The organism is Perspicuibacillus lycopersici (assembly GCF_025660475.1).
GTDB classification, from domain to species: domain Bacteria; phylum Bacillota; class Bacilli; order Bacillales; family Caldibacillaceae; genus Perspicuibacillus; species Perspicuibacillus lycopersici.
In genome coordinates this window covers 878223-892814 of sequence record NZ_JAOUSF010000001.1, presented here as the reverse complement: position 1 = coordinate 892814, position 14592 = coordinate 878223, and the positions used below count along the sequence as shown (strand labels likewise).

General features: G+C 30.7%; 13 protein-coding genes, 15 tRNA genes and 2 rRNA genes. 26 read left to right on the top strand and 4 right to left on the bottom strand.

The annotated features are described in order from the left end of the window. The 17 genes from OEV98_RS04190 to OEV98_RS04110 all read left to right on the top strand — a co-directional run. A 23S ribosomal RNA gene (locus OEV98_RS04190) occupies positions 1-122 on the top strand; the annotation flags it as partial. 150 nt (positions 123-272) lie between these two features. Beyond that, positions 273-388, top strand: a 5S ribosomal RNA gene (gene rrf, locus OEV98_RS04185). Between the two features lie 39 nt (positions 389-427). Beyond that, a tRNA-Asn gene (locus OEV98_RS04180) sits at positions 428-502 on the top strand. A gap of 5 nt (positions 503-507) precedes the next feature. Continuing rightward, positions 508-601, top strand: a tRNA-Ser gene (locus tag OEV98_RS04175). 29 nt (positions 602-630) lie between these two features. Then, positions 631-705, top strand: a tRNA-Glu gene (locus OEV98_RS04170). Between the two features lie 5 nt (positions 706-710). Continuing rightward, positions 711-786 (top strand) — tRNA-Val (locus OEV98_RS04165). A gap of 25 nt (positions 787-811) precedes the next feature. Further along, positions 812-885, top strand: a tRNA-Met gene (locus OEV98_RS04160). A gap of 5 nt (positions 886-890) precedes the next feature. Continuing rightward, a tRNA-Asp gene (locus OEV98_RS04155) sits at positions 891-967 on the top strand. 21 nt (positions 968-988) lie between these two features. After that, a tRNA-Phe gene (locus tag OEV98_RS04150) sits at positions 989-1064 on the top strand. Positions 1065-1071: 7 nt separating this feature from the next. Beyond that, a tRNA-Thr gene (locus OEV98_RS04145) sits at positions 1072-1147 on the top strand. Positions 1148-1162: 15 nt separating this feature from the next. After that, positions 1163-1246 (top strand) — tRNA-Tyr (locus tag OEV98_RS04140). A 7-nt stretch (positions 1247-1253) separates the two neighbouring features. Next, positions 1254-1327, top strand: a tRNA-Trp gene (locus tag OEV98_RS04135). A gap of 15 nt (positions 1328-1342) precedes the next feature. Continuing rightward, a tRNA-His gene (locus OEV98_RS04130) sits at positions 1343-1418 on the top strand. Positions 1419-1435: 17 nt separating this feature from the next. Then, positions 1436-1507 (top strand) — tRNA-Gln (locus OEV98_RS04125). Between the two features lie 5 nt (positions 1508-1512). After that, positions 1513-1584, top strand: a tRNA-Gly gene (locus tag OEV98_RS04120). 6 nt (positions 1585-1590) lie between these two features. Next, positions 1591-1664: transfer RNA gene (locus tag OEV98_RS04115), tRNA-Cys, on the top strand. 7 nt (positions 1665-1671) lie between these two features. Continuing rightward, positions 1672-1753 (top strand) — tRNA-Leu (locus OEV98_RS04110). A 160-nt stretch (positions 1754-1913) separates the two neighbouring features. Here the strand turns inward: OEV98_RS04110 and OEV98_RS04105 are convergent. From OEV98_RS04105 to OEV98_RS04090, 4 genes are all read right to left on the bottom strand, one after another. Further along, complete coding sequence (locus tag OEV98_RS04105) at positions 1914-3023, bottom strand: site-specific integrase (protein WP_263071927.1); 1110 nt, start codon at positions 3021-3023, stop codon at positions 1914-1916. A gap of 110 nt (positions 3024-3133) precedes the next feature. After that, positions 3134-3478, bottom strand: a complete 345-nt coding sequence (locus tag OEV98_RS04100) for a DUF771 domain-containing protein (protein WP_263071926.1) — start codon at positions 3476-3478, stop codon at positions 3134-3136. A 93-nt stretch (positions 3479-3571) separates the two neighbouring features. Then, on the bottom strand, positions 3572-5092 hold the full coding sequence (locus OEV98_RS04095) for a virulence-associated E family protein (protein WP_263071925.1): 1521 nt from the start codon (positions 5090-5092) through the stop codon (positions 3572-3574). Then, a complete protein-coding gene (locus OEV98_RS04090) occupies positions 5085-5933 on the bottom strand; it encodes a bifunctional DNA primase/polymerase (protein ID WP_263071924.1) in 849 nt (282 codons plus the stop codon). The genes OEV98_RS04095 and OEV98_RS04090 overlap by 8 nt, the downstream gene beginning before the upstream one ends. A 592-nt stretch (positions 5934-6525) precedes the next feature. Between OEV98_RS04090 and OEV98_RS04085 the strand changes: the two genes are divergently transcribed. The 9 genes from OEV98_RS04085 to OEV98_RS04045 all read left to right on the top strand — a co-directional run bounded on the left by OEV98_RS04085 (position 6526) and on the right by OEV98_RS04045 (position 14260). Next, positions 6526-8181 carry a hypothetical protein gene (locus OEV98_RS04085; protein ID WP_263071923.1) on the top strand — a complete coding sequence of 552 codons (1656 nt, stop codon included), beginning with the start codon at positions 6526-6528 and terminating at the stop codon, positions 8179-8181. 309 nt (positions 8182-8490) lie between these two features. Continuing rightward, positions 8491-8877 (top strand): helix-turn-helix domain-containing protein, encoded by a 387-nt coding sequence (locus OEV98_RS04080; RefSeq protein WP_263071922.1) that lies wholly within the window; start codon positions 8491-8493, stop codon positions 8875-8877. Between the two features lie 12 nt (positions 8878-8889). Then, complete coding sequence (locus OEV98_RS04075) at positions 8890-9651, top strand: ImmA/IrrE family metallo-endopeptidase (protein ID WP_263071921.1); 762 nt, start codon at positions 8890-8892, stop codon at positions 9649-9651. Next, positions 9641-10273 (top strand): hypothetical protein, encoded by a 633-nt coding sequence (locus tag OEV98_RS04070; RefSeq protein WP_263071920.1) that lies wholly within the window; start codon positions 9641-9643, stop codon positions 10271-10273. Before OEV98_RS04075 ends, OEV98_RS04070 begins: the two co-directional genes overlap by 11 nt. Positions 10274-10473: 200 nt before the next feature. Next, positions 10474-10815: a hypothetical protein gene (locus OEV98_RS04065; RefSeq protein ID WP_263071919.1), complete on the top strand. Its 342-nt coding sequence runs from the start codon at positions 10474-10476 to the stop codon at positions 10813-10815. Positions 10816-11055: 240 nt separating this feature from the next. Beyond that, positions 11056-11424, top strand: coding sequence for a hypothetical protein (locus tag OEV98_RS04060; RefSeq protein ID WP_263071918.1), 369 nt, complete (start codon positions 11056-11058; stop codon positions 11422-11424). Between the two features lie 47 nt (positions 11425-11471). Further along, positions 11472-12077, top strand: coding sequence for a hypothetical protein (locus OEV98_RS04055; protein WP_263071917.1), 606 nt, complete (start codon positions 11472-11474; stop codon positions 12075-12077). Between the two features lie 80 nt (positions 12078-12157). After that, on the top strand, positions 12158-12652 hold the full coding sequence (locus OEV98_RS04050; protein WP_263071916.1) for a hypothetical protein: 495 nt from the start codon (positions 12158-12160) through the stop codon (positions 12650-12652). 330 nt (positions 12653-12982) lie between these two features. After that, positions 12983-14260: a replication-relaxation family protein gene (locus tag OEV98_RS04045; RefSeq protein WP_263071915.1), complete on the top strand. Its 1278-nt coding sequence runs from the start codon at positions 12983-12985 to the stop codon at positions 14258-14260. The last annotated feature ends 332 nt before the right edge of the window (positions 14261-14592 follow it).

Genomic DNA, 14592 nt, shown 5'->3' with positions numbered 1-14592 from the left:
GAGATTTCCCTTTAGCGTAAGCTAAGTAAGAACCCTTGAAGATGACAAGGTTGATAGGTCCGAGGTGGAAGTATGGTGACATATGGAGCTGACGGATACTAATCGTTCGAGGACTTAACCAAATGAAATGCTGAGGCGACTGCCGAAGCGAACAAATGATTATTTCGAGTTTTATCCTTACATTATCTAGTTTTGAAGGAATAAAAAATGAAATTTCCTATTGCAAAATACTAAAAATCGTGTATAATAATACTTGTCTTTGAAAAAATCTGTCTGGTAATTATGGCGAGAAGGTCACACCCGTTCCCATCCCGAACACGGAAGTTAAGCTTCTCAGCGCCGATGGTAGTTGGGGGTTTCCCCCTGTGAGAGTAGGACATTGCCAGGCTGATACAACTTGTGTAGCTTATACATGGTTTATCAATATTCCGCAGTAGCTCAGTGGTAGAGCTATCGGCTGTTAACCGATCGGTCGTAGGTTCGAGTCCTACCTGCGGAGCCATTTATGGAGAGCTGTCCGAGTTGGCCGAAGGAGCACGATTGGAAATCGTGTAGGCGGTTATAAGCTGTCTCAAGGGTTCGAATCCCTTGCTCTCCGCCATTATACTTAATAACAAATTGACTTTTAATGGCCCCTTGGTCAAGCGGTTAAGACACCGCCCTTTCACGGCGGTAACACGGGTTCGAATCCCGTAGGGGTCACCATTAATGGAGGTTTAGCTCAGCTGGGAGAGCACTTGCCTTACAAGCAAGGGGTCGGCGGTTCGATCCCGTCAACCTCCACCATTAAAGATTTTTATTATAATATCGTCGCGGGGTGGAGCAGTCTGGTAGCTCGTCGGGCTCATAACCCGAAGGTCATAGGTTCAAATCCTATCCCCGCAATATATGGTCCGGTAGTTCAGTTGGTTAGAATGCCTGCCTGTCACGCAGGAGGTCGCGGGTTCGAGTCCCGTCCGGACCGCCATTTAAATAAATTGATTAATATGGCTTGGTAGCTCAGTCGGTAGAGCAAAGGACTGAAAATCCTTGTGTCGGCGGTTCGATTCCGTCCCAAGCCACCATTAACAAGCCGGCCTAGCTCAATTGGTAGAGCAACTGACTTGTAATCAGTAGGTTGGGGGTTCAAGTCCTCTGGCCGGCACCACTTGTAATTTTATACGGAGGGGTAGCGAAGTGGCTAAACGCGGCGGACTGTAAATCCGCTCCTTCGGGTTCGGCGGTTCGAATCCGTCCCCCTCCACCATTTATCTAGGGGCATAGTTTAAAGGTAGAACTGAGGTCTCCAAAACCTCCAGTGTGGGTTCGATTCCTACTGCCCCTGCCATTTTTTTATGTTCTGGCGGCTATGGCGAAGTGGTTAACGCATCGGATTGTGGCTCCGACACTCGTGGGTTCGATTCCCACTAGTCGCCCCATTTTTATATTCTATTATTGGGCTATAGCCAAGTGGTAAGGCAACGGACTTTGACTCCGTCATTCGTTGGTTCGAATCCAGCTAGCCCAGTTATTGCGGAAGTAGTTCAGTGGTAGAACACCACCTTGCCAAGGTGGGGGTCGCGGGTTCGAATCCCGTCTTCCGCTTTTTATGGCGGCATAGCCAAGTGGTAAGGCAGAGGTCTGCAAAACCTTTATCACCGGTTCGAATCCGGTTGCCGCCTCCATAATCATGCCGGTGTGGCGGAATTGGCAGACGCGCACGACTCAAAATCGTGTTCCTTCTGGAGTGTCGGTTCGACCCCGACCACCGGTATATTTAGAGTAATTTTGGTTAATTTTAATTGATGTTAAATATAAACTTATTGGCTCGGAAACCTTGATATATAAGGGTTTTCGAGCTTTTTTTGTTTTTTAGAGAATCCATTTGAAAATGATTGATTTACAATTGATTTTACACAAATTTTACACAAGATTTACACAACCATTTTTTCAAAAGTTTCTATCGTGCTCTGTTCATCTTTTTCACGTAACTCTTTAATAACATGAGTATATTCTCTTAAAGTTGTATCAATGTCACCATGACCAAGTCGTTCACTTACATAGTATATAGACACTTTTTTGTATAATAAAACACTTGCATGAGTATGTCTTAATCCATGGACTGAAATAGGTTCAATACCAAGATCCGTTAGTATTTTTTTCAGTAATTTATTTGCATTATTATTACTGATAACTTTATATTTAGATGATGGACTATAAAAAACCAGTTGATGTATATTAGTTTTCATTTTTCTAAATAATCCTTTAAAATGTTCCATAGTTTTTTTGTCAATTTTAATAGTTCGAATGGACTGTTCGTTTTTTGTAGATCCAAAACCTTCAGGATGTCTTTTTAAATAGCCCCAAGTTTTATTGATCCTAATTGTATTATTAACGAAATCAAAATCATTTCTTGTTAAACCAACTAATTCACCAAAGCGCATACCTGAAGTTAATGCAAGAAGTAATAGTGAATAACCTAATCCTTGATTCAAACGATTCCAAATTTCTTTTAAAAGCATTTCGCTTTCCTTAAAATTTAGATGTTTTTCATCAGATTTTTTAGATGGAACTGTCCAGGTAATGACAGCATTTCTTGTAAAATCACGGTGTACAATTTGTTCATCCATAGCATCTTTTACACAGGCACGAATATGAGAGTGAACTTTTTCAACGGTTTCTTTCGCTTTATTTGCACCGAATTGATTAATAAATTTTTGGTAGTCATGCCTAGTAATATTTTGTATTGGCTTACTTCCAAAATACTCTTTGATTGCTTTTAAAGTATATTCGTAATGTTTAAGTGTAGTAACACTAATATTAACTTTATAAAGCTTATACCAGTTGTCAAAATACTCATCAATCGGTACTGGTGTTAAATATGGAAGTGTACCTTTTATTAACTGAGCCTCTACTTCAGCAGCAGCTATTTGTGCTTCTTTTTTAGTTCGAAAACCTCCTTTTCTAATGGGCTTAGATTTTCCATTAACAATTCGACTCACAGTAAATTGATAAGTTTTTCCTCTTTTTTGAATACTGGCCATACTGTTCCCTCACTTTCAAATAAGGGTGGCCGAGTCGAAACAGGTCACCCTTATTTTAACAGTTTTTGTTTGGACAATGTAGTTAGGGATCAATTTTCGATTTAAAAAGTTTAAAGGTTAGAAAATATTTGATAGAAATTTTCCTCTAAGAACTTTGCCATTTTCGAAGCTTGGAATGACCATGTTTGTCCTTGCATTTTTGGATAGAATACAAAACCGCCATTTTCTGAATCTAATATCTCTTTAAACTTAGGTACATAAAGTATATTATCTTTAATCCATTGTTGTTTTTTGTTGATCCTGGTTTCTAAATCTTTCATCGTCCAATATACACCTGTAAGTGTTTGTTTTCTTAAATCTTCAATTTCTACTTTTTTAACAATAACAGAGTCATTAGGAATTGGAATTTCAACATTAACATTTAATGTTTGTGAAGGGTATTCAGTAAGTCTCATAATAATATACACATCCTTTATATTAATCTATCTTAATTAACGTCATGGCGTCATAGCGTCATACTGTTGGTTATTTCACAGCTAAATAATAATTTAATCAACTAATTTTAATGTGTGAATTCGCCCTTTATTGTTTCTCTTATATGAATAACTGATGTTATTAGCATTTAAGATAGGTACAATCCTTGTTAATTCATCTTTTAAATGATGTGGTGCCGGGAAATATTTAGAATTTTGGACATCTACAGGAACGAATTTTTTTAAGTTTTCTAGTATAGTTGTCGCATTTCCTGACAAAAATTTATATTTAGTTAAGCAATCAAAAATTGAGGAAATAAGTAAATCATGCTCAACAGATTCTTCAGCAATCTTTTTCCTGTTCTGTAGATATGCTTTTAAAAAGGTTTGGGATTTAAACCCAAAACCAATTTCACCTGCTTGAGCCCATTTTGCATAATCAGCCATTCTAGGAGAAATATCTAGTGAAATTCTCTTATATTCACGTGTAGCAATACTTAGAGCATCTAATAAAGCTCCAAATATTCTCGGTAGCCTAGTTTCGAATTCAATCATTAATTCTTCTTCTGTCTTTCTGTTTGATAACTTAATAGGGATTAGATCAATAATGATTGAGCGGTCTGCTAGGTCTGGTCGTCTTGCAATAAAATCAATACCGTTTAGAATGACTGGTCTCATTGCTGAAATTACAACTTCTTCACTGTTTTCATAAAATTTTCTGGTAGCGAACCCACCTCCCGTTGAAAGTTTACATAAAGAATCTGACATAGCTTTCGATATACCAGATAGATTATCAAAAGCTAGTAAGTGACTTTTTTGAGCACTTATCATTAGATCTTGTTCATTTCTTGGTAATGAGCGAATTGGTGCAGCAAATGCCGGATCGACTATTTTTTTTAGTAACTGGCTTAAGAAACTCTTCCCAACCCCCTGTGGACCTTGTAAAATTAATAGTGGATAGGGACCTGTTGGTGAAAAGCATCCGAGTAAAAAAGAATAAATTAGTATTTTGTCATCTTCACTGACATTAAGAAAATCAGATAATTCCTGGATTGAACCACCTCTACTTGGCAACGGTAGTGGCTTTAAATTATCATTTTTTCTAAATTTTACGGGCGGATTTGTTATTATCGTCCATCCAGTACTATCAACTTTTACAACTTCACCAGTGGGTCTATTTAAATTTATGTATACAGTATCTTTTGTCCCACCAACTCTTATAAATATTTTTTGTCGAGAATTATGTTGTAAGGAAAACTCTTGATAAGCACTTATTGTTTCTATTGCTTCTGTTAATAGAGATTTATTTATAGGTTTCTTAAAAATATCAAAGTAAACTTTTCTCAATATCCTTTCAAATCTATAGTCGCTAACTGGAACATGATAGTAAGTGTTATTTAATTCTACAGTTGCGTATACTTCTCCATTTTCTTCAATAAAGAATTCAGCAATTTCCTTTGCAATCTCAATCAATGCTTGACTATTAGTAAAGTCTCCTTGTTCAACTTGTTTCCTAACCCTTTCTTCAAAATTTAAATCACTTAATTTCAGAACTTTTCCTATATCAATTTTTTCATTTTGCTTTTTGTTAGACATATATATCTCTCCCTTTTAATAATTGCAAAGCTTGGGAAAATGTTATATTAAACAGCTTTTGTAGTAGAATGATAGAATTCCCAGATCCGCACCCTGCAAAACATATCCAAGCTCCATTTTTTCTGTTGAAACTAAATGAATTATGTTGGTCTTGATGAAATGGACATTTAGAGCTTAGCCATTCACCGTTTCCTCTTATATTTGAGGTAATTTTAGAATAAAAAGATATCCAATCAATGTTATTTAAAAGAGTTTCAAAATCACTTAATTTTATTCTTTTTTTAGTGATATTTAAGTTTTTTTCTTCTGCAATTTTATGCTGTTTATCATTAACTAAGTAAGCAAGTAACCAATTTGGAAGATCAGCTTTATTAGTATCCTTAGGGGAAATTATCCATTTATACTGTTTCCCACTTGGATGGATTGAAGGTGGTGCTACAACTTGTTTATAATCTGAAAGCACATCAATTCCACCCCAAAGTTTCATAGAAGAAACTTGCTCATCATAATTGAAATAAAGATGAATCCCCCTATTAGATTGGACTTTCCATGTGTGTGGTAATGGCCCCATCATTTGTAGTTTTTTAAATAATGATAAATCATCAATATCTAGTACAATGCAATTCGAAACTTTTCCAGTGATAATTCCTATATTCCGTTGATCGTAACGAATTGTATGACCATTTGGAGAATATATTCCGTTTAGAATTTCTTCTTGTGTAAGTGGATTTTCCATAAAACGTTTAGACCAGTTTTGAATTAATGGTTTCTTTTGATAAAGTGGTATAGGTGTTAAACCATATTGAAAAAGCTGTAGTGCAGCTAAAACTGATTTATCCATTTACTTCCTCCTTTATTTTTAATTGTTTTTTAAAAGATTTTATAAATAAGATTTCATATTAATTGATTTCACCCCAATCTAGCCCCCCAAAAAAAGAGCACCCCTAAGAAAACCATTAATAATGGTTATACTTAGGGGCACTCCCTTTATGAACTATTTAATTTTAATTTAATTCGAGTTAATTAAGATTAAAGTAAAGTAATAGAAATTTAAACATTACTTAAATTCCATTAAATTAAATTAATCTAAAAAAAACATACAATAGCTTTTAGAATAATTCAAGTGAAAAATATTAAATATTTGTTTGATTATTTTAGCTATTTATTTTACTCGTGTCGCATGACGCTTATGACGATAAATGTATCATAATTTTTAATATTTACTAGAATATATTTGCTGATCTCTAGTAGGAATTATTAAATCTTTTTCAATAAGTTATTTATTATATATTGAGGATTGATTTTAACGATAATTTTAATTACAAGCAAATATATAAAATGATAATTATTTAGAATTGTTATTCTATCAGATATAATAAAATTGTAATATACTCGTTGGAAAAAAATTAGGTTTAGGGTGGTTGAGTTAATAGATGAATATAAATGAATTTCAATTAATAATAAATCTTTGTATAGAAGAGTCTGAGAAAAAATACTCAAAATATTTATTGGAAAGGCTTTCGCCAGCTAACTTAAAACAAGAAAATTGGTATAGTAATGATGGTTCAAATATCCTTAAACAACATGTATTAAAATTTAATTATCAAGGTAAAAACTTTAGAAATAGTGATGAAGTAATCCAAGTGTATCAACAATTATTGGAAAGCATATTAGAGGAGTTTAATAGAAAATATATGATTTTTAAGGCGCCTTTAATACTAATTTTATACTCCTTCAAAAAAATTAACAGCTTAGCAATATTTAGTAATTTTTTAAAAATTTACGGATTATCTATCGAAAGTGAAAATAAATTTTTAAGAACTTTAAACTATAATTTAGAATGTTATATTACTGAAAATGAGAATTCCCAAAAAAAGTTCAAGGAAATTGAAGCATTTTTAGGAATTGAAAAAATAGGAATTGAGTTATTGTTAGAACATATTATTGATACACCTTATCCTAATAAACAAGATGAAAACCAAGAGTCTATAAAAAATACTTTTGAAGAATTAGATGAATTAATAATTTATGTACATGAGATTGGAATTTTAGCTTCAATTGTTGATAATGTTAAGAATCATTTGTTAGATTGTGAATTACAGTTTAATAACGAAGGACTAATAATGATTTATTATCCAGAAGAAAGGAAAACTACATTAAATCAAATATTAGAAAGTAATGTACAATGGTTACAAGAAAAAGAAAATGATAAATATATAGTTCCTATTAATTTGATTCAAAGATTAAACATTGTAGTAAAAAATAGAATAGGGCTTAATTTAGAGGAAATTAACCAATTTATCCAAAAACTATCTAATGAAAAGGATTGTTGGAGAGTTTTAGAATTACCGAGCCTTAAATCATATATTTTGAATCATATTCAGCTAGAATCAGAAGATCTAAAAAAATTATTGGATTTATTAATAAGAAATCCGGAGGAATATAGTATAAAAAATTACATTGATTTGTATAGAGATTCTAGAGTAATGTTGAAACCAATAGTTCCATTAGCTTATAACTTTTATATTTTTTCAGATAATGTATTATTGGAAGCATTAATATTTTATAAAATTAGAATATTTGATGTTAATTTTTATAGTGGAGCATTAAGAGGAAGATTTGAGCAAATTAATAATAAAATAAATATTGATTTTGAAGAGAAAATTAGAGCTAAAATCGAAAATTCTAGATCAGATTTAAAGGTAAAACATAATCTAACAAGAATAAGTGATACTGAAATCACCTTACCTGAGCAAATTGACTTAATTGTAGTATCTTCGGAAAGTATATATGTATGTGATTGTAAAAATTTTCTACTAAAAACTAGTCCAAGAGCAATTAGAAATGAAATTAATAATATGCTTGGTAAGCACTCAAAAAAATTGAGCTCCAAAGTTAATTTTGTTAACGATAATTTAGAGATAATACTAGAAAAAGAATTTGGAATTTCTGATTTCGAAAAGTATAGAAATAATATTAAAAGTTTGTTTATAGTTAACAATTTTTCTGTTGCCTCTAATATGCTGGAAATGAAACATCCAATGATTAACTATACACAAATTGAAGAGTATTTTATAAATGCTAGCTAAGAGATTGAATTACTAAAGTATAACCCTTCGTACATTAATTTAAAAAGATATTCTATAAATGTTGTTTAATGCAAAATAAAAGTGCAGAACTTTGCAAGGAAAAGAGTAGAGCCCTGCACCACATTTATGTCCATAAGGAAGAAGTAGCGAAGTATTTCTTGTAGCTTAGAATTTTTAATCATCATTTGTCATTTGTAGTTTTTTGATGAATAAGATAAATTGACTGACAATGTCCATAAAATTTGAATTTATATTGTACATTAAATATTATCTTTAATATAATTTATTTAGAAGGTAGGAGGGATAGAAATGTCGACATTTTTGGATGTTCATTATAGAAATCCGAATGAACGACCAAAGTATACTCGTTTTGAATTGGCAAAATTAGTTAGAGACAAAAGGAATGAGTTAGGACTATCTGTAGTACAGTTAGCTGATAAATATTCAGTTACAGAATCGTTTTGGGAAAGTATAGAGTTAGCTTCTAGAGTCTTTAATCCTAAGATATATAAAATAATTGGCGATTTTTTAGAAATTTCAAAAGAAGAGCTGTTATCCAAAGAAATTGATGATGTTTCTTTAATAAGTTATCGAACAAATACTGAAGAAGATGAAAAAATTGGAGAAGCAGTAAAATTGGCAAACATAATTTTTAATGAAATTGTAATACAAGAAAAAATAGGTATTCAAGATTAGAGGTGTTTTTTCTTGACTAAATTTACCTCTGATCAGAAAAAAGAAATTTATAGCTCTGTTGTTTCAATGGCTGAAAAGTTTCGAAATGACTTCCTAGATACCTCAAAACCAATTGGAGATACATTTAACACTTTAGAGGAATTAGGATATATTTTAGTACGATTCCCAGCTCATAAAGATCTATCAGGTTTCCAAATTACAAAGGGGAATTATAAATGTATTTTTGTGAATAGCGCTCATTCCCTAGGTAGGCAGTATTTTTCAGCATGGCATGAATGTTACCATGCTTATTCAGGTGATAAAGGTAGTATTAGTTTATTTAGCGAGACTAAATACAATGAGATGGAACTAAAAGCAAATTTATTTGCAGCTTGTATTTTAATGCCAGAAGATTTAGTTATGAAATATCTCTATGAAAATAATTTAACTAATTTAAGTGATGTATCGTATGAACAACTTATAAAAATGCAAAACTACTTTAGGGTAAGTTATAGGGCACTTATCACAAGATTAATTGAATTATATCCGAAATTCTCAAATGCTCTTCGACCTAAATTTGATTTAGCTAATGAAGAAAATAAAGAATTAATAATCCAATATGTTATTAAAGTAAATGGAGATATTTCTCTCGTTCAGCCCACAAATGATTTTGTAATTTCTCAGCGATTTTATAAAAAATTACATGATAACCTCGCTGAAAACAGAATATCGGCAGAAAAAGCACAAGAAATCTACAATTTTCTGGAAGATATCAGGAGAAAATATGAGCGTTAACTTTAGTCGGTATCCAATTTGTGATGCTGATATGTGGGTATATCTTTATTTAAGTGATTTAACTATAAGAGTATTTGAGAAATATCAAATTCTAGTTTTTGCAGATGTTGTTGAACAGGAAATTTTAGAATGGGAAAATAAAAATAAAAAGTTTAGGAATATTTCTTTATATTTTAAACGTTGTAAAGAAGATGGTCTTATTGTAGTAATAAATCATGAAGTTGATGTCGAATCAGAAGATAGGGATTACTTTGAGCAGGTACTTATTGATCTTGATTTTAGTCATGGGTTAATGAATAATCCAAGAGAAAAAAATAAAGGTGAAATTGTTTCAGCGATGTATGCAGACCATTTTGAAATGCCGTTTTTTTTAACTAATGATAAAGCTTTTCAAGAAGGTGGTATAGGAAAAGTTTTGTACCCAGACTTAAAGATAAAGAATTTTTATCAAATAGTTGAAGAGTTTGGAAAGAATGATGATGAAAAAATAAAAATTAGATCATTAGTTCATCAAAAGCAGGAAATAATGCAACGCTCTTTTGAAAAACAGAAAGAAGAGGATAAAAAAGAACTGCTTCTAAATACTCTCAAAGAGAAGATAAATAGTAGACGTTTAACATAGTGTTGTAATAAAGATAATTGAATATTGGAAATTAATACATATACCTCACTAAACATAGTGAGGTTTTTAATTTAATGTTTAATTAAGAAATTTTTCTTGTAATTTTTTGTCGTACGTAGTACATTATAAATATACAGAATATTGTGAATTTATATTTCGGGTAAATTAATTATTTTGTTTTTAGATTGGGGGATTGCAAAATGTTAAGACGAAAGGATTTATTAACAACAACAGAACTATTAGAAGTTCGAAAACTTCAAAATCTGATTTTAGGATCAAATTCAATTTTTAAAACAAAGAGGTTAGAAAGAAGAATCTATGAAATCTGTGAAAATGCAGAAAAGAGATACCATGAGTTTAAAGGTGTGAAAAATGAAAGAATGGATGAAATTAGTCGAATACAAGATGCACGGAGAGAGGGAAAAAAGGAAGGGGTTAAAGAAGTCGTAATGGCACTTAGAAATTCGGGAATGCAACTAAAAGAGATAAGTTCTTATACTCATATTGATGTGCAAGAGCTGGAATTATTATTAAAAGAGTAATATTGACTCCTATAGAATTATTAATCTTTACCATTATGATCTAATAAAAAAATTCAAAATAAAAGATCGTGTAAATGTACCTTTATGTACCTTTATGTACCCTAATAATATACAAGATGTGTTTATAATTATTCCAAATCTGTACCATAAAGAACCATAAAGAACCATAGAAGCATTAGGTTACCAAAAATAAGAACATATATGAAAAAGAGTTAAATAAGTCGCTTGGAAGGTGAGAATATGATAATTAAAAACATTGATTTTTTAACTAATATTCAGCTTTCTCATATAAATTATCTAAGAGCAATGATTCTTAATTCAAATGATATCACTAAAGTTAAGTTAATTAAGAAGGAAATATACGATATTGTTGAACATGCTAGAAAGAGATATTATGAGACAAATGAGTTACCAGACAGTACTAAAGAAATTACTAGTCGTTTAACAATAGCAAGAATTGAAGGTAAAAGAGAAGGTATTTTGGAAGTTGTCCGATCGCTCCTAAATGACGGAATGTCATTTGAAAAAGTAGTAGAGTATACTCCTTACGATGAGGAAGAACTAAGCCATTTACTAAGCGAGCAACAAATACTTGAAAGTAAAGATTAATAATTGATTCATAACCTATAAAGTGTTTGACATGAGGTGAGGAAACTATGCTTAAACTAATTGTTGATAACTCTACTAAATTCAAAAAAAAGATTACTTGTAGGAATTCATGTGAACTATTTGATTCTATTACGGGAAACTGTGGGATTTTTGATGGGGTAAATGTGGACAGTGAAATTGAGGTTAGGAGATGCGCCTTTTTTATAAGTAATGTTGAAACAGAAACTGATAATTTATTTTTTGATGAAGACTTTCATGATGAAGAATTAGCTAATGATAAAGAAGTATTTCACGCCCTAGCAGCGAGTAAAACATTTCATGAAAGACAATCATTGTATCCCAATCAGCCAGATTTACCTGCTGGAAGAGAGGATGCAATATGGTATGTGGATTCATCAGGTAAATATGGATGCTGGATAATTAATAAATATAGACATCCACTACCGGAACCTCTAAATTATGAACAATCAAAAAAGGGATGGACAAGTATTGTATATCGATCTCCAGTACCGTTACATAATCATGAATCACCAATATCAATTGCTTCTAGGATTGCTTGGTATATAGACGAAGATGGATATGGACAATATGTGATGTTAGTAAATGGGAGAATATCATTAATTACTTCTCCAAAGCCTCCAAATTGGAAATAAGAATTTAGAAAAGTATCAAGCGAATGTTGTGAGTGAAACTATCAAACTAATAATTTCTTATGTTGTATAGGAGGTAGATTATGGGATTTTGGGCGGGTTTCTTTACGGCAATTTTTTTGGGGAAAAGTAGTAGTGAATCTGATTCAGGTGGTTGTGCTTTTGTTTTTTTAATTTTTACTGGATTAATTGGATTAGTTGCTATAAGTATAGGTTCTAAAGTATTTACAATTATCGCTCAAGTGTATGATTTTATCAAAAATATTATCATCTATTTATATTCATTAGATTTTATTCAATATCTTTTGTACCCTTCTACTTTCGATATATATCATAAATTAGAGATTAATCCATTTTTCTTAGGGATTTTATTTTTTTTCATACTCTATTACATAATGTTTGCGGTGGAAAATTTATCCGATTATTTCAGCGATTATATAATACGGATAACTTATCCATTGTTTATAATTGGTGTTATTAACTACATGATATTATTTATTAGAGCAGTATGTTTAATATGTTACGGATCATATGTATTTATATCTGATAGTATCACAAACTGGTTTAACTCAATTTGAAAATAATTGAATGCCCAACAATAATGACGTAATTATATTTTATTCATATATTGATTTTAAATGTCTTAATTGATAATATATTTAAAAATAGAATTATTAAAACGGGAAGGACCCGAACAAATTGTCTCGAAAAGATCGAGGCTACTTGTTCTGGTCCTTTTTATTTTTTATTTATCCAGGATCACTTAAATAATAATTAGGTATCTAACTTAGGATGAAGTGGTTAATCTTGAGTGGTTAATCCTAGATTAACAACTTAAATGCTTATATAAAATCATTTTACTATCAAATGAAGTACCAGACTACATATACTTTAGGAGGTTTAAAGTTATGGGAAATGAACTAAAAGTGGTCTTATATAAAGGGAAGAATAGAAAAAGATTAATTTTGAAAAATAATGACTTATTTTTTCTAAAAATTTTATATGCGGAGGAATTTTTATCAGAAATGCAACTTTATGGATATTATACAAAAATATTAAAACAAAAAATTTCTTATCCAGGTTTATGGAAAAAATTGTCTAAGTTCGAAGACTATTCCTTAGTTAAAAGCTATAAATACAGAGTGGGGCAGGTGGGTACAGAAGTAAAATATTTTAAAATATTAAGCAAGGGGATAGAGATACTTGCAGAAAAAAATTTATTAACAATGGATGCAGAAAATGAGGGGAAAGTACAAGTGAAAAATTATGATCATTTTTTTGCCACAAAGGAGTTTATATTAAAAAGTTTTATTGAATTTCAAAAGTACAGTTTTCCAATAGAGGATATTAAGGTATTGAAGGGAAGTCAAACTAAACTATTTCCACAAATTATTCCAGATGCTGCAATTCATTCTGGTTCAAAAACTCTTTATTTAGAGTTAGATACAGGTTCAGAATCCATAAGTGTATTAAAACACAAATTAAGAATATATTTAGAAAATGCCTTAGAAATATTATTTCCTGACGAGGCAATTGCAATAATTTTACTAGATAATTCAATACCAAATAGAAAAGGAATCGAGGATCGCAGTAAAAGAATAAGAAATATATATAAAGAGTTAGTAAGTATTCCAAAATTTTATCATACTTGGATTGACATTTTTATATTACCTTTAAGATTATCAAATAATGTAATTCATAGTTTCTATTGGCAATCACCATGGCAAATTCAAGATAGAATTATTGAACTATCTGACAAGCTAATAAAAAGCAAAAAGTTAATTGAGATATCACCTATAAGCAAAGATTATTACCATATTTTTCGACAAAAATTTGGAATACATATCGATCGAATTGTATTACATAATCAAACTAAATATTATAAGTTTGCTACTGTATTTTTTTATATGATGCCAGGTAATATTCGTTGTATTAATAATTTGGAAAGAGTAGATAATATCAATTCGGCATCAGATGTAAAGATTGAGGTAATTTATGCAGTATATCCTAGCAAGAAAACTATGATCGAGGAGATAAAAATATATGGTGCGATAAAAGGAGTAAGGTATATTGCACTGGACGAAGTTTATGATGACTATGAGTGTGCTCCTCATATATATGTAATGGAAACAAAAAAATCAGTTAAAAAGATGAATTCTGTCAAAAATTGGCCGACTCTATTTTAATTGGATACATTTTAATGTGTTTTTTCAATTTCAATATAATTAATTAAAAAACTATTGAAAACAAGTCGAATATTAAATATAATAAAATTAATTAAATAGTTAAGAGGAAAGACCTCAAAATATTACAAAGAAGTTTTCTTTGTGTATTTTGAGGTCTTTTTATTTGGAATTTATTGGCACTTGAGTAATTTCTACTAATATTTTTGAAAACTATTTTAATCGAATACAGCAAATTTTTTACTGTATGAGATTTAAATATAGGAATCTACAGAGAAAGGAGAAAGAGTAGAATGACCTAATAGTTATAGAGAAATAAAAAATATATTTCACTA